At 67.5% G+C, this 19,821-nt stretch carries 18 protein-coding genes and 1 pseudogene; 12 read left to right on the top strand and 7 right to left on the bottom strand.

Annotated elements, in window-relative coordinates; all coding sequences use genetic code 11:
• Nucleotides 1–237, bottom strand: a pseudogene (locus BM031_RS17000) (IS110 family transposase); the annotation flags it as partial.
• Between the two features lie 94 nt (nt 238–331).
• Nucleotides 332–871 carry a peptide-methionine (S)-S-oxide reductase MsrA gene (msrA, locus tag BM031_RS17005; protein WP_091875759.1) on the bottom strand — a complete coding sequence of 180 codons (540 nt, stop codon included), beginning with the start codon at nt 869–871 and terminating at the stop codon, nt 332–334.
• A 119-nt stretch (nt 872–990) separates the two neighbouring features.
• Here msrA and BM031_RS17010 point away from each other — a divergent pair, with 119 nt between their 5' ends.
• The 5 genes from BM031_RS17010 to BM031_RS17030 all read left to right on the top strand — a co-directional run bounded on the left by BM031_RS17010 (nt 991) and on the right by BM031_RS17030 (nt 7,119).
• Nucleotides 991–1,494: a flavin reductase family protein gene (locus BM031_RS17010; protein ID WP_091875760.1), complete on the top strand. Its 504-nt coding sequence runs from the start codon at nt 991–993 to the stop codon at nt 1,492–1,494.
• Nucleotides 1,495–1,603: 109 nt separating this feature from the next.
• A complete protein-coding gene (locus BM031_RS17015) occupies nt 1,604–2,440 on the top strand; it encodes an SDR family NAD(P)-dependent oxidoreductase (RefSeq protein WP_091875761.1) in 837 nt (278 codons plus the stop codon).
• 41 nt (nt 2,441–2,481) lie between these two features.
• On the top strand, nt 2,482–3,444 hold the full coding sequence (locus tag BM031_RS17020) for an AraC family transcriptional regulator (RefSeq protein WP_177207801.1): 963 nt from the start codon (nt 2,482–2,484) through the stop codon (nt 3,442–3,444).
• A gap of 153 nt (nt 3,445–3,597) precedes the next feature.
• The gene (locus BM031_RS17025) at nt 3,598–4,791 is read left to right on the top strand and encodes an acyl-CoA dehydrogenase (RefSeq protein WP_091875762.1); all 1,194 of its coding nucleotides are present in this window, start codon (nt 3,598–3,600) and stop codon (nt 4,789–4,791) included.
• A gap of 204 nt (nt 4,792–4,995) precedes the next feature.
• Nucleotides 4,996–7,119, top strand: coding sequence for a putative bifunctional diguanylate cyclase/phosphodiesterase (locus BM031_RS17030; RefSeq protein ID WP_229408961.1), 2,124 nt, complete (start codon nt 4,996–4,998; stop codon nt 7,117–7,119).
• On the opposite strand, the gene BM031_RS17035 is transcribed toward BM031_RS17030, so the two are convergent.
• The 5 genes from BM031_RS17035 to BM031_RS17055 all read right to left on the bottom strand — a co-directional run bounded on the left by BM031_RS17035 (nt 7,116) and on the right by BM031_RS17055 (nt 12,829).
• Nucleotides 7,116–7,994, bottom strand: a complete 879-nt coding sequence (locus BM031_RS17035; protein ID WP_091875829.1) for an SMP-30/gluconolactonase/LRE family protein — start codon at nt 7,992–7,994, stop codon at nt 7,116–7,118. The genes BM031_RS17030 and BM031_RS17035 overlap by 4 nt on opposite strands.
• Nucleotides 7,995–8,002: 8 nt before the next feature.
• Nucleotides 8,003–9,394: an MFS transporter gene (locus tag BM031_RS17040; protein WP_091875764.1), complete on the bottom strand. Its 1,392-nt coding sequence runs from the start codon at nt 9,392–9,394 to the stop codon at nt 8,003–8,005.
• 76 nt (nt 9,395–9,470) lie between these two features.
• Nucleotides 9,471–11,048 carry an aldehyde dehydrogenase (NADP(+)) gene (locus BM031_RS17045; RefSeq protein WP_091875765.1) on the bottom strand — a complete coding sequence of 526 codons (1,578 nt, stop codon included), beginning with the start codon at nt 11,046–11,048 and terminating at the stop codon, nt 9,471–9,473.
• Nucleotides 11,049–11,051: 3 nt separating this feature from the next.
• The gene (gene kdgD, locus BM031_RS17050) at nt 11,052–11,966 is read right to left on the bottom strand and encodes a 5-dehydro-4-deoxyglucarate dehydratase (protein WP_091875766.1); all 915 of its coding nucleotides are present in this window, start codon (nt 11,964–11,966) and stop codon (nt 11,052–11,054) included.
• A 134-nt stretch (nt 11,967–12,100) separates the two neighbouring features.
• Complete coding sequence (locus BM031_RS17055) at nt 12,101–12,829, bottom strand: FadR/GntR family transcriptional regulator (RefSeq protein ID WP_091875767.1); 729 nt, start codon at nt 12,827–12,829, stop codon at nt 12,101–12,103.
• A gap of 165 nt (nt 12,830–12,994) precedes the next feature.
• On the opposite strand from BM031_RS17055, the gene BM031_RS17060 reads away from it, so the two are divergent.
• The 7 genes from BM031_RS17060 (at nt 12,995) to BM031_RS17085 (ending at nt 19,785) form a co-directional block, all read left to right on the top strand.
• Nucleotides 12,995–13,684 carry a FadR/GntR family transcriptional regulator gene (locus BM031_RS17060; RefSeq protein WP_229408962.1) on the top strand — a complete coding sequence of 230 codons (690 nt, stop codon included), beginning with the start codon at nt 12,995–12,997 and terminating at the stop codon, nt 13,682–13,684.
• A gap of 75 nt (nt 13,685–13,759) precedes the next feature.
• Nucleotides 13,760–14,488: a rhamnogalacturonan acetylesterase gene (locus BM031_RS17065; protein ID WP_091875769.1), complete on the top strand. Its 729-nt coding sequence runs from the start codon at nt 13,760–13,762 to the stop codon at nt 14,486–14,488.
• Entirely contained in the window at nt 14,485–17,613 is a 3,129-nt protein-coding gene (locus BM031_RS17070; RefSeq protein WP_091875770.1) for a pectinesterase family protein, read from the top strand. The genes BM031_RS17065 and BM031_RS17070 overlap by 4 nt, the downstream gene beginning before the upstream one ends.
• A 69-nt stretch (nt 17,614–17,682) precedes the next feature.
• Nucleotides 17,683–18,072, top strand: a complete 390-nt coding sequence (locus tag BM031_RS17075) for a BlaI/MecI/CopY family transcriptional regulator (RefSeq protein ID WP_091875771.1) — start codon at nt 17,683–17,685, stop codon at nt 18,070–18,072.
• Nucleotides 18,059–18,229: a M56 family metallopeptidase gene (locus BM031_RS25790; RefSeq protein WP_218147617.1), complete on the top strand. Its 171-nt coding sequence runs from the start codon at nt 18,059–18,061 to the stop codon at nt 18,227–18,229. Before BM031_RS17075 ends, BM031_RS25790 begins: the two co-directional genes overlap by 14 nt.
• Nucleotides 18,226–18,978: a M56 family metallopeptidase gene (locus BM031_RS17080; RefSeq protein WP_218147618.1), complete on the top strand. Its 753-nt coding sequence runs from the start codon at nt 18,226–18,228 to the stop codon at nt 18,976–18,978. The genes BM031_RS25790 and BM031_RS17080 overlap by 4 nt, the downstream gene beginning before the upstream one ends.
• A 108-nt stretch (nt 18,979–19,086) precedes the next feature.
• Nucleotides 19,087–19,785 (top strand): FadR/GntR family transcriptional regulator, encoded by a 699-nt coding sequence (locus BM031_RS17085; RefSeq protein ID WP_091875773.1) that lies wholly within the window; start codon nt 19,087–19,089, stop codon nt 19,783–19,785.
• The last annotated feature ends 36 nt before the right edge of the window (nt 19,786–19,821 follow it).

The raw sequence follows: 19,821 nt of genomic DNA on the forward strand, positions 1-19,821 counted from the left end.
AAAGTGACCCAACTTGGTCAGCTGGCGATAGATCACGTACCCGCAGCAACCTGCCTCGTAGCACACGGACAGCTTTGCACCGCCTTTGGCCAACTGCGCCATCAGCTTCGCTATCGCGACCGGCGTGTTCGTGATCTCTCCATAGAAACGAGGCTCACCACCAGCGCTATCCGCAATTGACACCGCGATCGTCGCCTTATGGACATCCAAGCCAACATATTTGCTAAACTCGTTCATGACCTACCTCCTCAATTGCGGCTCTGCGCCGAAAGGTTCACCAACCCTCAGCGTAACCCGCGCTTGTTGAGGTTGGTAGGTCAATACATTCTGTCTACTTTACAAGGCGCTCCGAAAAGGTCTTGCGAAACTTCGCCACCTTCGGCGCCACCACGAACGCGCAATATCCCTGCAGCGGATGCTGGGCAAAGTAATTCTGGTGATAGTCCTCGGCCTTGTACCAGGTCTCCTGCGGCAGCAGCTGGGTCACCAGCGGCGCGTCCCACACCGAGGCCATTTCGGCCATCACCTTGCGTGCGGTCGCTTCCTGCTCCGGCGAGGTGGTGAAGATCACCGAACGGTATTGCGGGCCCACGTCATTGCCCTGGCGGTCCTGGGTGGTCGGGTCGTGGATGGTGAAGAAGACCTCGAGCAAGTCGCGGTAGATGATGACGGCCGGGTCGAATTCCACCCGCACCACCTCGGCGTGGCCGGTGGTGGCCGCGCATACCTGCTCGTAGCTGGGGTTCACCACGTGCCCGCCCATATAGCCCGATTCGACGCGCGTCACCCCACGCGCCTCCAGGTAGACCGCTTCCAGGCACCAGAAGCAGCCGCCGCCCAGGATGGCAACTTCGGTAGTTTGCTGGCTCATCGCACACCTTGGTTTTGTCAGTTTTGATGGTTCTTAATGTAACGCAAAGCAGGCATTTGTGCAGTGCGGCCGGGATGCGGAAGCGGCGGATCGCCCGACAGTGGCATAATGGCGGTCCAATGAATACACGTGCTCCCCGCGCCGCCGCCCGCGTTTTCGATTCGTCGCATTTTCGCCATGCGCTGTCGCAATTCGCCACCGGTGTCACCGTCATCACCACCCGTCTTGCCGACGGGTCGTTTCGCGGCCTGACCGCCAGTTCCTTCAACTCGGTCTCGCTCGAGCCTCCGCTCGTCCTGTGGAGCCTGGGCGCCGGCGCCAACAGCCTGCCCATCTTCAGCGGCAACTCGCATTACGTCATCAACATCCTGGCCGCCGGCCAGGAAGACCTGGCGATGCGCTTCTCGCGCCGCAGCGACAACCCGTTCGAGGGCGTCGAGTATGAGCTCTCGCGCACCGGCCAGCCGATCCTCAAAGGGGTCACCGCCTGGTTCGAATGCCACAACCGCAGCCGCTACCCGGAAGGCGACCACGTCATCTTCGTGGGCGAAGTCGAGGAATGCGCGGTCCATCCGCAGCCGGCCCTGCTGTTCCACGGCGGCCGCTTCGGCGTCACCGGCTAGGATTGCGCCAGCAGTCCGGAGTTTCAGGCAAGTTCGCCGCCGCACCCGGCCCTACCATGCTCTTCATCCCAACGCCGCCCCGCGCGGCACACCTTGAAGAGGAAACATCATGCGTAAAACCTGGTTCATCACGGGCGCCGGCCGCGGTATCGGTGCACACATCGCCCATGCGGCCATTGCCGCCGGCGACCACGTCGTCGCAGCGGGCCGCAGCCTGGCCCAACTGACATCCACCTTCGACGGCGTCGACCCGGCCCAGCTCGCCCTGGTCGAGCTCGACGTTGCCCGGGAAGCCCAGGCCGTGGCCGCCGTCCAGGCCGCCGTGGCACGCTTCGGCCGGATCGACGTGCTCGTCAATAATGCCGCGTACGGCCTGCTGGGCAACTTCGAAGAACTGAGCCCGCACGACATCGAACAGCAATTCAGCGTCAACGTGTACGGCGTCATGCACGTGCTGCGCGCGGCGCTGCCGGTGCTGCGCGGCCAGCGCGCCGGCCATGTCATCAATATCAGCTCGATCGCCGGCGTCACCGGCTTCGACGGCGCCTCGGTCTACTGCGCCACCAAGTATGCGATCGAAGGCCTGTCCGCCTCGCTGGCGCTGGAACTGGACAAGTTCGGCATCAAGGTCACCAGCGTGGAGCCGGGTTTCTTCCGCACCGATTTCCTGGACCAGAGCTCGGTACGCTACGGCGCCAAGGTGATCGACGATTACGCTGCCCATGGCTCGGTGGCCCACGCCTACGGCGCCTACCACGGCAAGCAGCTGGGCGATCCGGCCCGGCTCGCCGCCGCCGTCGTGCGCATCGCGGCGATGGCGCATCCGCCGAAGCAGTTCCTGGCCGGCAGCGACGCCCTGGCCATGGCCAATACCACGATCGACGCCCGCATGGGCGAGCTGGCCGGCATGGCGGAACTGTCGCGCTCGACCGACCACGCCGCCTGATCCTGCGCCGATGGCCTGGTGTATCCTGCCATCGACACGCCATGACATCGACCTCCCCGCCACCTGCCGCCCCAGCCACACAAGCCGCCGCGGCGCCGCTTGCGCGCCTGGCGGGCCTGCTCGCCGCCAACGCGCCCCATGACGGCTCGTTCGCGACCTGCATCCCGGGCGTGCATGCGGTCCGCGCCTCCAGCGCCAGCGCCGAGCTGGTGCACGGGCTGCACCGCCCTGCCCTGTGCATCGTTGCGCAAGGCGCCAAGACCGTGATGCTGGGCGACGAATCCTACGAGTACGATCCGTCGCGCATGATGATCTTCTCGCTCGACCTGCCGATTGCCGCCATGATCCGCCAGGCCAGCGTGGCCGCGCCCTACCTCTCGTTCCGCTTCGATTTCGACCAGGAGCGCCTGGCCGAACTCATCCTGAAGGCCTGGCCGGACGGCGTGCCGCTGCTGCGCGAGAGCCGCGCGGTCTACGTGGCGCAGGCCGGCGAGGCCGTGACCGACGCCGCCGCGCGCCTGCTGGCGCTGGCGAGCCAGCCGGAAGATGCCGCCCTGCTGGCGCCGCTGGTCAAGGACGAGATCGTCCTGCGCCTGCTGCGCGGGCCCTTCGGCGCCCGCCTGGCGCAGCTGGGCCGGATCGAATCGCACCGGATCGGCAAGGTGGTAGCCTGGATCCGCAGCCATTTCGACCAGGCACTGCGCATCGAGGAGCTGGCCGAGCTGGCGCACATGAGCAGCTCGTCGCTGCACGAACACTTCAAGTCGCTCACCTCGATGAGCCCGCTGCAGTTCCAGAAGGCCCTGCCCTTGCAGGAAGCGCGCCGGCTGATGCTGGCCAGCGGCATCGATGCGGGCGTGGCCAGCCAGCGCGTCGGCTATGTGAGCGCGTCGCAGTTCAGCCGGGAATATGCGCGCCACTTCGGAACCGCCCCGAGCCGCGACATGCTGCGCCTGCGCAGCGCCGGACTGGAGCAAGCCGTGTCGTTTTCGCAACAATATTAGGCCTACCCGCCGGTATTCTTCGGGCAAAAATGAAAATGGCTGTCGCAGTTTCAAAAGATGCGGCGGCGCGGCATTCCCTATAATGGCCAGGTTGGGCGCCCTTCCCGGGAGGGGCGCGCCGTCGTACAAGAACCTACCGAGACAGGAAGATCCATGAGCCATTCCGATTCGCAACGCAAAGCCTCTTTCCACTGGGATGACCCGCTGTTGCTGAACAGCCAGCTGACCGACGAAGAGCGCATGGTGCGCGACGCCGCCGCCGCCTACAGCCAGGACAAGCTCAAGCCGCGCATCCTCGAGGCCTTCCGCCACGAGCGCATGGACAACTCGATCTTCCGCGAGATGGGCGAGCTCGGCCTGCTCGGCCCGACCATTCCGGAACAGTACGGCGGCCCGGGCATGAACTACGTCGCCTATGGCCTGATCGCGCGTGAAGTCGAGCGCGTCGATTCGGGCTACCGCTCGATGATGAGCGTGCAGTCTTCGCTGGTCATGGTTCCGATCTATGAATTCGGCAACGAAGAGACGAAGCAGAAATACCTGCCGAAACTGGCCACCGGCGAATGGATCGGCTGCTTCGGCCTGACCGAGCCGAACCACGGTTCCGACCCCGGCTCGATGGTCACCCGCGCCCGCAAGGTCGAGGGCGGCTATTCGCTCACCGGCTCCAAGATGTGGATCACCAACTCGCCGGTCGCCGACGTGTTCGTGGTCTGGGCCAAGGACGACGAAGGCGCGATCCGCGGCTTCGTGCTGGAAAAGGACTGGAAAGGCCTGTCGGCTCCGGCCATTCACGGCAAGTTCGGCCTGCGCGCCTCGGTCACCGGCGAAATCGTGATGGACAACGTGTTCTGCCCGGAAGAAAACGCCTTCCCGGACGTGCGCGGCCTGAAGGGCCCGTTCACTTGCCTGAACTCGGCGCGCTACGGCATCGCCTGGGGCGCGCTGGGCGCGGCCGAAGACTGCTGGCACACCGCGCGCCAGTATGTGATGGACCGCCACCAGTTCGGCAAGCCGCTCGCCGCCAACCAGCTGGTGCAGAAGAAACTGGCCGACATGCAGACCGAAATCACCCTCGGCCTGCAGGGCTGCCTGCGCCTGGGCCGCATGAAGGACGAAGGCACGGCCGCCGTCGAGATCACCTCGATCATGAAGCGCAATTCCTGCGGCAAGTCGCTGGACATCGCCCGCGTCGCCCGCGACATGCTCGGCGGCAACGGTATTTCGGACGAGTTCGGCATCGTGCGCCACATGGTCAACCTCGAGGTGGTCAACACCTATGAAGGCACGCATGACATCCACGCGCTGATCCTGGGCCGCGCCCAGACCGGCATTGCCGCGTTCTAGGTCCCCCGCGCCCGTACCGCCTGCCGGTACGGGCCGCCGTCGGTTGGAAACGCTTCACCTTGCAGGGGTGAAACACGCCGGCATACTGTTACGCAACAAACTTTTCAGATTTCAATCGCGCTGTGTCAATGTAGTGCCGTTTGCGTTAGGATAGTTACCAGCAGTGCATAACTATACGTAACACAGACCACTCCGAGAGGCACGATGAGCGCCCTTGACGAACCGCAAATGCCTGCAGGCGGGGATACGCATATTGCCGACGCTCATGTCGACGGCGCGCCCGCGCTGTCGCTCGAACTTTTGCTGCAGAATCTTCCAGGGGCGGCTTACCGTTGCCTGAACGATGGCGTGTGGACGATGGAATTCGTCAGCGACGGTATCGAAAAACTCTGCGGCTATCCGCCTGCCGCATTCATGGCCAGGCCCGGCATCCCCTTTGCCAGCGTCATCGTCCCTGAAGACCGGATCGCGGTCGAGCGCGGCATTGCACTGGCAATCGAAGAACACCGCGCCTTCCAGCTCACCTACCGCATCCGCTGCGCCAATGGCGCCATCAAGTGGATTTGCGAGCAAGGCTCGGTCGCGGCATCGGGTAAGGTCCTGGAAGGACTGCTGTTCGATTTCACCCGGGTGCGTAACGCCGACATGCTGGTCCACGAACAGGCGTCCTACCTGCAGCGCGCGCGCGACGGCATCGTCGCGATCGACATCAATTCACGCATCACCTACTGGAACAACGGCGCCGAACGGCTCTACGGGTGGAATGCCGCGGAAGTGCGCGGCCGCAAATTCAGCGAGCTGCTGTGCGGCAACCTGCCTGCCTACCACGCAGCCTGCGAGGCGACACTCAGCAATGGCGAATGGTCGGGCGAACTGGCCCATGTCCGGCGCGACGGGGTGGCGATCGAGACCGACACCCGCTGGACCCTGATCGAGGCCGACGAAGCGCTCGGCGCGCCGCAGAAGATCCTGGTCATCAGCACCGATATCAGCGAGCGCAAGCACAGCGAAGCGAAGATCTACCACCTCGCCTTCTTCGACGCCCTCACCGACCTGCCGAACCGCGCCAGCCTGCTCGATCACCTGCGCCGCGCCCTGCTGGGCAGCGCGCGCACGCGCAAGTGCGGCGCCCTGATGTTCTGCGACCTCGACAACTTCAAGTACCTCAACGATTCCCAGGGCCACGCGGCCGGCGACATGCTGCTGCAGGCGGTCGCGCGCCGCCTCGAGCACTGCGTGCGCGAAGCCGACATGGTGGCGCGCCTGGGCGGCGACGAATTCGTGATCCTGATCCAGCCTGTGGAAGACACGCGCGAAGGCGCCGCGACGCAGGCCGAGACGGTGGCGGCCAAGGTGGTGGCGGCGATGGCCGCGCCGTTCCAGCTGGCCGAGATGTCGTATTCGGTATCGGTCAGCGTCGGCGTGACCACGATGTGCGGCACGGTGGACACGGTGGAATCGACGCTGCGCCAGGCCGACGCCGCGATGTACGAGGCCAAGGCCTGCGGGCGCAACACCTACCGCTTCCACGACCCGGCGGCGCAGGCCGCGTGGTCGGCCCGGGCCGAGCTGGAAAACGCGATGCGGCGCGCGCTGCGCGACGACGAATTCGTGCTCCACTACCAGCCGCAGCTGGACCGCAGCACGCGGGTGATCGGCGCCGAGGCGCTGCTGCGCTGGCGCCTCCCGGACGGCAAGCTGCTGTACCCGGCGGAGTTCATCCATGCCGCCGAGGAAAGTGGGCTGATCATCGAGATGGGCCGCTGGGTGCTGCGCACCGCCTGCGCCGAGCTGGCGCGCTGGCAGCGCTATCCGGATACGGCCGGCCTGACCCTGTCGGTGAACGTCAGCGCCAGCCAGTTCATCGAACCGGATTTCGTGCCGATGCTGCAGCAGATTTTCGAGCAGACCGGGGTCCAGCCCTCGGGCCTGAAGCTGGAACTGACCGAGAGCCTGGTGGTGAGCGACTTCACCCAGACCGCGCGCACGATGGGCATGCTCAAGCAGCGCGGCATCAGCTTCTCGCTCGACGATTTCGGCACCGGCTACTCGTCGCTGGCCTACCTGCGCAAGCTGCCGCTGGACCAGCTCAAGATCGACCAGTCCTTCATGCGCGACGTGCTGACCGACCAGAACGACGCCTCGATCGTGCGCTCGATCATCGCACTGGGCGACAGCCTGGGACTGCAGGTGATTGCGGAAGGCGTGGAAACCCCGGGCCAGCGCCAGTTCCTGTCCGACGCCGGCTGCTTCATCTACCAGGGCTTCTTATACCAGCACGCGCTGAGCGCCGAGCATTTCACGCAGTACGCGCGCATGGTGCATTAAGCAGAAAACGAGGTTTCCGCCACCCCAGTCACACCAGGCCGCAGCATCACCACCGAACCCGCATCGCCCCCGGTGCCCGGATCGATCGAGGTCACCAGCAAGGTGTCCAACCCCGGCCCGCCGAACGCGCACATCGACGGCTTGGCCATCGGCAGTGCGATCTCACGGTCCAGCTTTCCTGCCGGCGTAAAGCGCTGCACCAGGCCGGCATCGTTGGCGCAGGTCCAGTAGCAGCCGTCCGCGTCCACCGCGGCGCCGTCCGGCCGGCCCTTCTGGCCAGTCAGGTCGAGGAACACGCGCTGTTCGTGCGGCAGTCCTTCGTCGGTGTCGTAGTCGAAGGCCCACACCATGCGCCGCTGCGGATGCGAATCCGACAGGTACATGGTGCGGCCATCGGGAGACCAGGCCAGGCCGTTTTGCGTCAGCATGTTCGACACCACCGGCCCATGCAGGCCGCCGGCGCGGCTGTAGCGGTACAGGCCACCGACGGCGCGCGCCGCACCCATGTCCATGAACATGGTGCCGCTCCAGAAACGGCCCTGGCGGTCGCAGCGCCCGTCGTTGAAGCGCATGCCCTCGCCCAGTTCCGCGCCTGGGGGCGCGGCCAGGCGCGTGGCCCGGGCCTGGCCGTCGTCCTGCAGGGCCAGGTGGAAGATGCCGGTTTCCATGCCGGCCACCAGGCCGCCATCGTCGGCTGCTGCGATGCAGGCCACCATTTCCGGCGCATCCCAGTGGCGCAGCGCGCCGCTGGCATGCTCCATGCGCCAGACGCGCCGCGCCGGGATGTCGACCCAGTACCACGCGGATTGCGCCGCGTGCCACAGCGGGCTTTCGCCGGTGGCGCAGTGCACGCCCTCGATACGGGTGATGTCCATGGCCGCCATCACAGGTCGGTGATCTCGCGGTGCGCAGGCACCAGGGCCTTCATCACGCACCACGCGACCAGGTAGGCCACCGCGCAGATCGAGAACATGATCATGTAGCCGGTTTCCAGATGGCCGAGGGCGCCGTAGTGGTCGAACAGGGCGCCGCCCAGCTTGGTGAGCAGCACGCCGCCCAGGCCGCCGGCCATGCCGCCGATGCCCACCACCGAACCGACGCTGTGTTTCGGGAACATGTCGGACACGGTGGTGAACAGGTTGGCCGACCAGGCCTGGTGGGCCGAGGCGCCGATGCCGATCAGGATCACCGGGATCCAGTAGCCCATGTAGCCCAGCGGCTGGGCCGCCAGCACCACCAGCGGGAACAGGGCGATGGTGAACATGGCGCGCATGCGGCCCTGGTAGATGCTGTGGCCGCGGTCGATGAACCAGGTCGGGAACCAGCCGCCGCCGACGCTGCCGATCATCGTCATGCTGTACAGGACCGCCAGCGGCACGACCATGTCGGGACCGGACAGGCCGTACTGGGCCGACATGTACTTGGGCAGCCAGAACAGGAAGAACCACCACACGCCGTCGGTCATGAACTTGCCGAAGGCGAAGGCCCAGGTCTGGCGGTAGCCGAGCAGCTTGAACCACGACGCTTTCGGCGCGGCGGCGGTCGTTGCGGCCGGCGCGGCCACGGTGTCGCTGTTGATGTAGGCCAGTTCGCCGGCGCTCAGGCGACGCTGGCGTTCCGGCGTGTCGTACAGCCAGATCCACATGCCCATCCAGATGAAGCCCACCGCGCCGACCGCGATGAAGGCCGCCTGCCAGCCCCAGTACTCGGCGATCAGCGGCACCGACAGCGGCGCCAGGATGGCGCCGACGTTGGCGCCGGAGTTGAAGATACCGGTGGCAAACGAGCGCTCGCGCTTGGGGAAGTACTCGGCGGTGGCCTTGATCGCGGCCGGGAAGTTACCCGCCTCGCCGATCGCCAGCACCGCGCGGCCCACCATGAAGCCGACGATCGACACCGGCACCGCGGCCAGGCCGAGGGTGGTGAAAACACTGTTGACGGCGGTGCCGATGCCGATCGCGTAGGCATGCGCGATGGCGCCCAGCGACCACACGACGATGGCCAGCACGAAGGCGCGCTTGGTGCCCATGCGGTCGATCACGCGGCCTGCGAACAGCATCGAGATCGCGTACACGAACTGGAAGGTGGCGGTGATGTTGGCGTAGTCGGTATTGGTCCAGCCGAACTCCTTGGTCAGCAAGGGGGCCAGCAGGCTCAGTACCTGGCGGTCGAGATAATTGATGGTGGTGGCGAAGAACAGGAGGGCGCAGATGGTCCAGCGGTACTTGCCCACGGTGGAGGCCTGGTCCGGCACCTGGTCCGGTTTGAAGCTCATTGCTTGCTGATTCATATGATCAGTTCTCTAAAATGAAAACAGCCGGAGTCTCCGCCGGCTGGTGCAACAATCAAAATCAAGCGGTTTTCAATTCCCCGTCCTGCACGCGTGCAAGGCGCAGGGGATTGTCGTCGCGAAGCGCCTCCGGCAGCAAGCCCTCCGGCACGTTCTGGTAGCAGACCGGACGCAGGAAGCGGTCGATCGCGGTCGCGCCCACCGAGGTGCTGCGGCTGTCGCTGGTGGCCGGGAACGGGCCGCCGTGGACCATCGCATGCGCCACTTCGACGCCGGTCGGGAAGCCGTTGAACAGCACCCGGCCCGCCTTGCGCTCCAGGATTGGCAGCAGTTTCGCCGCAATCGCCTGGTCGGCCGCCTGGGCATGCACGGTGGCGGTCAGCTGGCCGTGCAGGCCTTCGGCGGCGCGCAGCAGTTGCTGCTCGTCGCTGAAGCGCACCACGATGGCGGCCGGGCCGAAGACCTCGTCCTGCAGGTCCGGGTTGCCGATGAAGGTCTCGGCGTCGCACAGGTACAGCGCCGCCTGGGCCGCGCAGCCCACGCCCTGCTCGCCGCCACGGGCGACCTGGGTCAGGCCGGTGGTGGAGCCGAAGCGCGCGATGCCGCTGTTGTAGGCCTCGTGGATGCCGGCGGTCAGCATGGTGCCGGCGCCTTTGGCAGCCAGTGCTTCGGTGCTGGCCGCGACGAAGCCGTCCAGCTCCGCGCTGGCCAGGCCGAACACCAGGCCCGGGTTGGTGCAGAACTGGCCCACGCCCATGGTCAGCGAATCGACGAAGCCCTGCGCCAGGGTGGCGCCGCCAGCCGCGAGGCCCGCAGGCAGCAGGAACACCGGGTTCACGCTGCTCATTTCGGCGTAGACCGGGATTGGTTCCGGACGGCTTGCTGCGGTGCGCATCAGCGCGGTGCCGCCCTGGCGCGAACCGGTGAAGCCGACCGCCTTGATGGCCGGGTGGCCGACCAGCTGCTGGCCGATGCTGCGGCCGTCGCCGTAGACCATCGAGAACACGCCTTCCGGCAGCCCGCAATCCAGCGCCGCACGCTGGACGGCGCGGCCGACCAGCTCCGAAGTGCCGAGGTGGGCGGTATGGGCCTTCACCACCACCGGGCAACCGGCGGCCAGGGCGGACGCGGTATCGCCGCCCGCCACCGAGAAGGCCAGCGGGAAGTTACTGGCGCCGAAGACGGCGACCGGGCCCAGGCCGATTTTCGCCAGGCGCAGGTCGGGGCGCGGCGGCGCACGGTCCGGCAGCGCGCTGTCGATGGTGGCGCCGAGGAAGCGGCCGTCGCGGACCACTTTGGCGAACAGGCGCAGCTGGGTGACGGTGCGCATGCGCTCGCCTTCCAGGCGGGCTTGCGGCAGGCCGGTTTCCAGCTGGGCGCGTTCGATCAGGGCCGGGCCGATGGCCAGCACCTGTTCGGCGATCGCTTCCAGGAAGGCGGCGCGCTGCTCCAGCGGCAGGGCGCGGTAAGGGTCGAAGGCGGCGGCAGCGAGTTCGCAGGCGCGCTCCACGTCGGCGCTGGAGGCCAGGCCGAAGCCCGGGTCCAGTTGGGCTTTCGTGGAAGGGTTGTAGGCCTGCTGCTGGCCCGCGTTGCCGCGGACCAGCTGGCTGCCGATGATCATGTCACCAGTGATCTGCATGGTTTATACCGGGTTCGATTGTTTCTGGATCAGGGCCAGCAGCATCTGGTCTTCTTCCGCGGTCAGGTCGGTCAGCGGCGGACGCACAGGACCCGCGCCATGGCCGACCAGGCGGGCGCCGGCCTTGACGATACTGACGGCGTAGCCGGCCTTGCGGTTGCGGATCTCCAGGTAAGGCAGGAAGAACTCGTCCAGCAGGCGGTTGGTGGTGGCGGTGTCGCCGGCGGCGGTGGCATGGTAGAAGTCCATCGCCAGTTGCGGCACGAAGTTGAACACGGCCGACGAGTAGACCGGGGTGCCCAGCGCTTTATAGGCGCCGGCATACACTTCCGCGGTCGGCAGGCCGCCCAGGTAGCTGAAGCGGTCGCCCATGCGGCGCCAGATTGCGACCATCAGTTCGATGTCGCCGTTGCCGTCCTTGAAGCCGATCAGGTTAGGGCAGCGTTCTGCCAGGCGTTCGAGCGAATCCGGGGTCAGGCGGCAGGCGGCGCGGTTGTAGACCACCACGCCGATATCCACCGCGCGGCACACCGCTTCCACGTGGGCGACCAGGCCATCCTGGCTGGCTTCGGTCAGGTAGTGCGGCAGCAGCAGCAGGCCCTTGGCGCCCTGGCGCTCGGCTTCCTGTGCATGGGCGATCGCGGTGCGGGTCGGGCCGCCGCAACCGGCCAGGATCGGCACCACGCCGGCGCAGGTGTCGACCGCGGTCTTGATGATCTGGCCGTACTCTTCGCCGTGCAGCGAGAAGTATTCACCGGTGCCGCCGGCGGCGAACAGCGCGGTCGCGCCGTACGGGGCCAGCCATTCGAGGCGCTTGGCGTACCCGGCCGGGTTGAAATCGCCCTGCTCGTCGAAGTCGGTGATCGGGAAGGACAGCAGGCCGTGGGACAGGATTTTTTTGAGCTCTAACGGGTGCATTCGGGTCTCCAGGAGAAAAGGTGTCGTTGTCGCATGAGGCGTGGCTTCAGATCGTTGTGCTGCGTTTGCCGATCAGTTGTAGGTCATCGTACAACCTAAACCATGATGCGGCAAGCACAAAATGCAGGAATGTTTCAGTTCACCTGGGATTCGAGGCGGCGCTGCGCCTGCACCAGCCGTTCGCGGCTGTTGGACAGGTGGGTGCGCATTGCGGCGCGCGCCGCTTCCGGGTCGCGCCGTTCGATGGCGCGGTAGATGTCATCGTGCTCGCGGCTCACGCGCTCGTTGAAATTGGCCGGCTTGTCCTGCTCCAGCTCCACCGTATTGAGGCGCGCCCGCGGGATGATCGCGTTGCCGAGCTGGCCCAGGATGTCGACGAAATAGCGGTTGCCGGTGGCTTGCGCAATGAGCAGGTGGAAGCGCTTGTCGGCCTCCACCGCCGAGCGGCCTTCGGCCATCGCGGCGTGCATCTCGCCCAGCGCCGCGCCCAGGTCCGCCACCTGTTCGTCGCTGCGGCGCGCTGCGGCCAGGCCCGCCGTTTCGGTCTCCACGCCGATGCGCAGTTCCAGGATCGCCAGCACGTCGCGCAGGGTCAGGATGCTTTCCGCATCGATGCCCAGGCCGGCCTGCTGGCGCTCCAGGACGAAGGTGCCGATGCCGTGCCGGGTCGCCACCAGTCCCGAGGCCTGCAGGTGCGAAATCGCCTCGCGCACGACGGTGCGGCTGACACCATGCAGGGACATCATCGACGACTCGGTCGGCAGTTTCTCGCCCGGCTTGAGCAGGCCCTGGCGGATGCTGCTGCTGATCTGTTCGACCACGCCCTGGGCGAGATTGCGGGGTTTGCGCTGCGCTGGAATCATGGAGTGAGAGGTGGAACAGGTCAGGAAAGCGCTGATTATATCCCAAGTTCTGTTGTACGACATCTTATGACATGATGTCTTTTTTCGGAACATTGGTTGGTCCGCCTTGCGATATTGGACTGACCAAACTAGAATCTGCGGATGGTTCCCACAACGAGAATAAGAATGACGCCTGCCGCAGAACCAACCCACGCCGAACCCCGCCTGTACCGCGTGGTGGCCGCCCGCATCCAGGAACTGATCCGCAATGAACAGCTCGCGGCCGGCACCCGCCTGCCCGCCGAACGCGAGCTGGCCGCCAAGCTTGCCGTCAGCCGCGCGTCCTTGCGTGAAGCACTGATCGTGCTGGAGCTGTCCGGCATCGTCGACGTGCGCAGCGGCTCGGGCGTATACGTGAGCGAGAAAGCCGCGGCGCCGGCCGACGTCCCCGAAGCCGGCCCCGGTCCGTTCGAGGTATTGGCTGCGCGGCGCCTGATCGAATCCGAAGTGGCCGCCATGGCCGCGAAGAACGCCACCGATTCGGCCATCGACGCGATCCTGGCGGCGGTGGAAGAGATGGAACGCCAGCACGAGGACCGCGCCAGCAACGAGCAGGCCGACCGCAACTTCCACCTGGCGCTGGCGCGCGCCACCGGCAACACGGCGCTGGTGGGCGCGGTCGACTACCTGTGGAAGCAGCGCGGCAGCCTGTGGCACCGGCTCAAGGAACACTTCCAGACCGAAGATCTGCGCAAGCAGACCCTGATCGACCACCGCAACATCGTGGCGGCGATCGCGGCCCACGACGTGGCCGGCGCGCGCGCCGCGATGCGTTCCCACCTCGAGCGGGTGACCAGGACCTTCTCGCGCGGATGATGCCCTTAATGGCCTGACCGCTTGATAAATTGGTCAGACCAAAATAGAATCAGGCAAACCATCAGGAGTTTGCCCATGCCGCGCCCTTCCCGCTTCACCCCCGCCATCCTCGCCACGCTGCTGTGCGCAGCCTCCTTCGGCGCCGCCGCCGCCCCGGCCCTGCCGGACCGCGTGATCCTGGTCGGCGACTCCACCATGGCCAGCAGCACCGGCTATGGCGACGCCCTGTGCGCCCGCCTCACGCCGGAGACGGCCTGCATCAACCTGGCGCGCGGCGGGCGCAGTTCGGGCAGCTTCCGGGCCGAGGGCCGCTGGGATGAAGTGAGCAAGCTGCTGGGCGACGGCGCGGGCTTTCGCACCACCTATGTGCTGATCCAGTTCGGCCATAACGACCAGCCGGGCAAGCCAGGCCGCTCCACCGACTACGTCACCGGCTTCCCAGCGAACATGACGCGCTACGTGGAAGAGGCGCGCGCGCTCGGCGCCGTGCCGGTGCTGGTGACGCCGCTGACGCGCCGCAGCTTCAAGGACGGCTACGTCCACAATGACCTGGCGCCCTGGGCAGCAACGGTGCGCGGCATCGCGCGCAGCAGCAAAGTGCCGCTGGTGGACCTGAATGCGCTGTCGCTGGCGGCAGTACAGGCGATGGGGCCGAAGGAAGCCGACACCATGGCGCGCACCGGCGCCAACTTCGACTACACCCACCTGGGGCCGCTCGGCGCCGAGCGCTTCTCCGGCATCGTCGCGCAGGAACTGGTGCGCGCGGTACCGGCATTGGCGGCCGCCGTGCGGGGTGCACCGTGAGCGCGACCATCGCGGCGATCGCCCTCGCGGCGGCCGGCACGCTGGCCGTCCCGCTGGCCGAACGCCAGCACGCACCGCCCGACGGCTGGGCCGCGCAGGAAGGCGGCACCCGCGGCGGCGCCCTCGCCGCTCCCGCCCACGTCTACACCGTACGCGACCGCGCCCAGCTGCTCGCGGCCTTGAGCGCACCGGCCGCCGCCCGCATCGTGCGCGTGGCGGCAAGCATCGACATGAGCGAAGGCCGCGCCTTCAGCGACAGCGCCGACCAGGCCAAACGCGGCGTGGTGCGCATCCCGTCCAACACCACGCTGGTTGGCAGTGCGCCGGGCGCGGGTTTCGTGAACGGCAGCCTGGCCGTGGCCAACGCTTCGCAGGTGGTGATCCGCAACCTCGCCATCCGCAATCCGTGCGACGTCGGCCCGCGCTGGGATCCGAAGGACGGCGCCAAGGGCAACTGGAACTCCTCGTTCGACGCCATCAGCATCACCGGCTCGCACCACGTGTGGATCGACCACAACAGCTTCACCGATGCGCCCGACACCGACGACCGGGCGGCGCTGGAGAACGGCATGCGCAAGCAATGCCACGACGGCGCGCTCGATATCACCCAGGGCTCGGACTTCGTCAGCGTCACCTACAACCGCTTCGCGCAGCACGAGAAGAACATGCTGGTCGGCGCCGGCGACCGCGCCACCGGCGACGCGGGCCACCTGCGCATCACGCTCAAGGCCAATTTGTTCGAGCATGTGGCCGAGCGCGCGCCGCGCGTGCGCTACGGCCAGGTGCACCTGCTCAACAACTACTACGTGGGCGACCGCAAGCACCCGGTGTACGGCCACGGCTACAGCGTCGGCGTGGCCCACGCCTCGCACATCGTCTCGCATGCGAACGTGTTCGACATCGCCGGCGCCAAGACCTGCAGGCAGGTGGTGCGCGACCCATCCTCGAGCCCGGGCGTGTTCGCGGACACCGGCTCGCTCCTGAACGGCGCGCCGCTGGCGGACTGCCCCTTCGGCGGCGACACCGGCGCGCGCCTGCCCTATGCGCTCACGCCCATGCCGGCCGGCGATGTGGCGCGCCACGTCCTCGACAACGCCGGCCCGCGTCCCCTGCAGGGCGGAGCGGACGGCTATGCCGAGGCCCGCGTCCTGCCGCGCGTCGGCGCGCCCTTCGTGCTGCGCGCACGCCAGGACGCTGGCGGCGACTGGCAGGGCGCCTCCATCGCGCTGCGCGAAGGCGGCAAGTTGCTGGTGGTGGAACTGCTGGAGTCGCGCGGCGGCGAGACCCGCCGCATCAAGCAGGTGCGCCGCAATGCCGGCCTGCCGGGCGTACCGGTGGTGCTGCGCTTTGCTGCCGAACCGGGACCGCAGGGCGGCATGCTGAACGTCTCGGTGGACGGCGAGCGCGCCACCTGGCTGGTGGCCCCAGCGCTGCCGGCGCTGCAGCCGGTGGCCTGGGACGCCGGCGCCAGCACCCTGCTCGACCTGCGCAGCGGCCCGGCCGGCGCACCCGAACGCGTGACCGTGCACGTAGCGGCGGACCGCCTGCTGCTGCAGGCCGGCGACGCGCCGGAAACGGTGCGTGTCGGTGGCGCGGCGCGGTTCGAAGCCAGCGCGGCCGATCCGCGCCTGGTCTCGGTCGAAGCGGCAGGCGACGGCCTGCGCCTCACGCCGCACGCGCCTGGGCGCACCGCCATCACCGTGCGCAGCCTCGACGATCCATGGGCGCAAGCGGTCTTCATGGTGGAAGTCGGCGCCCCATTCGCGGCGCCCGGCGCGCTGGTGCACGCCACCACCTACCCGGCGCGGGGCGAGCGCGGCGTGCCGCCGGATACGCCCTTGCGACTGGTGCTGGCGCAGGACGCGGTACTGAGCGGCCAGGGCAGCGTGCGGGTCTACCGCAAGCGCGACCGGGCGCTGGTGGCCGTCGTCCGTCCGGGCGAAGCCGTCACCGCGCTCGGCCCGCGCGAACGCCAGCGCCTGGTGCGCCAGCACCACATCACGGCCAGCGGCAAGGAAGTGCGCATCCAGCTGCCACGCTTGCTGGACTACGGCACCGACTACGATGCCGTGTTTGAAGCCCGCCTGGTTGCCGCCCGCGGCTTCAAGGGCGCACGCTGGTCCTTCCGCACCACGGCTTACCGGCCGGTGGGCGACAGCATCACGGTGGACGACGACGGCCGCGCCGACTTCCGCACCGTACAGGGCGCGCTCGATCACGCCATGGGCTTGCCGCGTGCGCAGGCGGTGACGGTCAACGTGCGCGACGGCGTCTATCCCGAACTGCTCTACCTGCGCGACAAGGACAACGTGAGCCTGCGCGGCCAGAGCCGCGAAGCGACCATCATCCGCGCCGCCAACAGCGAGACCCGCAACCCGGGCTCCGGCACCGGCCAGCCGCAAGGCTCGGCCGGCATCCTCGGCGGGCGCGCGCTGTTCCTGGCCCAGGACAGCGACCTGCTGGAGATCCGCGACATCGCCCTGCACAACAGCACCCGCCGCAGCGACGGCCACTCGGCCCAGGCCGAGACCATCTTCTTCAGCAGCGACCAGGGCCGCCTGCAGGTGCGCAACGCCCACTTCATCAGCGAACAGGACACCCTGCAGCTGACCGGCTACGCCTGGTTCCACAAGTCCCTCATCGAAGGCAACGTCGACTTCATCTGGGGGAACAACCGCGCCGCCCTGTTCGAGGACAGCGAGATCCGCACCCTCGGCGACAGCGCCAACCCGGAAAGCGGCGGCTACCTGGTGCAGGCGCGCACCGTGGCGCAGGAAGACCCGGGCTTCATCTTCCTGCGCTCGCGCCTCACGCGCGGGCCTGGCCCTGCCGGCAACCTCCCGCCCGACGGCGCCACCTATTTCGCGCGCTCGCCGGGCACCGCCAACACCTGGGACCACGTGGCCTTCATCGAGTGCAGTGTAGGGCCGCACATCGCGCATGATGCCTGGTACCGCAAGCCGCTGCCCCATCCCCTGCAGGGCGGCTGGCGCGAATACGGCAACAAGGCCGAGGATGGCAGTGCACGCGGTTTCGGCGGCACCCAGCTCGACAGCAGCGAGGCGGCGCGCCTGGGCAGCCGCGCAGCGGTATTCGCAGCGCGCGGCTGGAACCCGCAGCCCTGACACAGCACTTGACATTTGCGTTTACAGTTGTAATCATGAGCGAAGATTACACATGTAAACGGAACTGCCATGCCAACACCCGCACCGGTCAACATCAGCGACGCCGAATCCCACGTCATGGAAATACTGTGGCGTGCGCCCGGCCCGATCGTGGCCGAGCAGGTCGTGGTCGCCCTTCATGAAAGCCAGCACTGGCAGAGCGCCACCGTCAAGACCCTGCTCAACCGCCTGCTGAAAAAAGGTGCGATCGCCGCCGAAAAGGACGGGCGGCGCTTCCTGTATTGCGCCGTGCTGCCGCGCGAAGCCTGGCTCGCCCGCGAAAGCGAAAGCCTGGTGCAGCGCCTGTTCGGCGGACGCATCGCGCCGCTGGTCGCCCACTTCGGCAGCCAGCGCAAGCTGTCGCAGGCCGATATCCAGGAACTGCGCAAGGTGATCGACGAGCTCGATGATGGCAAGTGAAGTGATGGCCCTCATCCTGCGCGCGGCGCTGTGCACGGGCCTGGCGATCCTGGTGCTGCTGGCCCTGGGCAGGCCGCTGCGGCGCTGGCTCGGCGCCGCCCTCGCCTACCAGGCCTGGCTGCTGGTGCCGCTCCGCCCTCCGAGCAGGCCCTGGTGATCGCCCACGAGCAGACCCACATCGACCGTGGCGACGCCCGTATCAACCTGCTGGTGGCCTTGTTCCAATGCGTATTCTGGTTCAATCCCCTTGCCCACCTGGGCGCACGGCGCTTGCGCCATGACCAGGAACTGGCCTGCGACGCCAGCGTCATGCGGCACTACCTGCAGCAGCGCCGCACCTATGCCGCAGCCCTGCTCAAATCCCATAGCGGCGCCGTCGCCGCGACCGGGATCCACTGCCACTGGCAATCCCCCCACCCCACCAAGGAACGCATCATGAGCCTGCAGCACACCTCGCCCGGCCCCCTTCGCCGCCTCGCCGGCCGCCGCATCCTTGCCCTGCTGGCCGTGGCCGCGTGCGGCGCCACGCTGGGCGTGCGCGCCGAACACGCCGCCAGCGTGGCCCGCTATTCGGTGTCGATCGCCATCGCCGAAGGGCGCCCGGCGCCGGTGACCTTCGAACTGAAGGCGGAAGGCTTCGAAACAAGCGGCAAGCAAGCCATCCCGCGCGTGGTCACCCCCGCCGGCGAGAAATTCAGCATCAGCACGGGCGAATGGCGTCTCGACATGGTGGTGAATCCGGCCGCCACGCCGGACAAGGTCTGGCTGGACGGCAAGCTGTTCAAGGGCGCGGCGCTGGTGACCACGCCGAAGCTGCTGGTACAAGTCGGCGAGCGTGCCAGCCTCCGGGTCGGCGACGGCGACGGGGCCATCAGCATGGCGATGATCGTTACGCCCCAGCCTTGAGGGCAGCCGTTTACAATTAATTGGTTAGTCCACTTGCAACATTAACCATACCAAACTAAGATTCCCTAGTTTTGGTACCGGCTACCAATTAATCAGGACGAAGCACCCATGAAGAAACCCCCTGCGCTGAACGAAACCAGCGTCAACGAGCCACGGCTGTACCGGGTGGTCTCGGCCAGGATCGAGGAACTGATCCGCGCCGAGAGTATCCAGCCGGGCGAACGCCTGCCGGCCGAACGCGAGCTGGCGACCAAGCTCGGCGTGAGCCGCACCTCGCTGCGCGAAGCCCTGATCGCCCTGGAACTGGGCGGCAAGGTCGAGGTGCGCGGCGGCTCGGGGGTGTATGTGAGCGAACAGGCCACGCCCCAGGCCGATGTGCCCACGGCCGGTCCCGGCCCCTTCGAAGTGCTGGCCGCGCGCCGCCTGATCGAAGTCGAAGTCGCCGCCCTGGCCGCCAAGCACGCCAGCGATTCGGCCATCGACGCCATCCTGCGCGCCGTCGAAGAGATGGAACAGCACCACGAAGAGCGCAGCGGCAACGAGTCGGCCGACCGCAACTTCCACCTGGCGATCGCCCGCGCCACCGGCAACAGCGCGATGGTGGGCGTGATCGAATACCTGTGGAGCCAGCGCGGCTCGCTCTGGCACAAGCTCAAGGAGCACTTCCAGACCGAGGAACTGCGCCAGCAGACCCTGATCGACCACCGCAACATCTTCGCGGCGATCGCCTCGCACGACGTCGCCGGCGCCCGCACCGCCATGCGCGCCCACCTCGACCGCGTCACGCGCACCTTCTCGCGCGGCTGATCTTCCGCTGGCCGGGCGTCCGCCCGGCCCTCTCCT

The sequence above is a fragment of the Massilia yuzhufengensis genome (assembly GCF_900112225.1).
Taxonomy (GTDB): domain Bacteria; phylum Pseudomonadota; class Gammaproteobacteria; order Burkholderiales; family Burkholderiaceae_D; genus Telluria; species Telluria yuzhufengensis.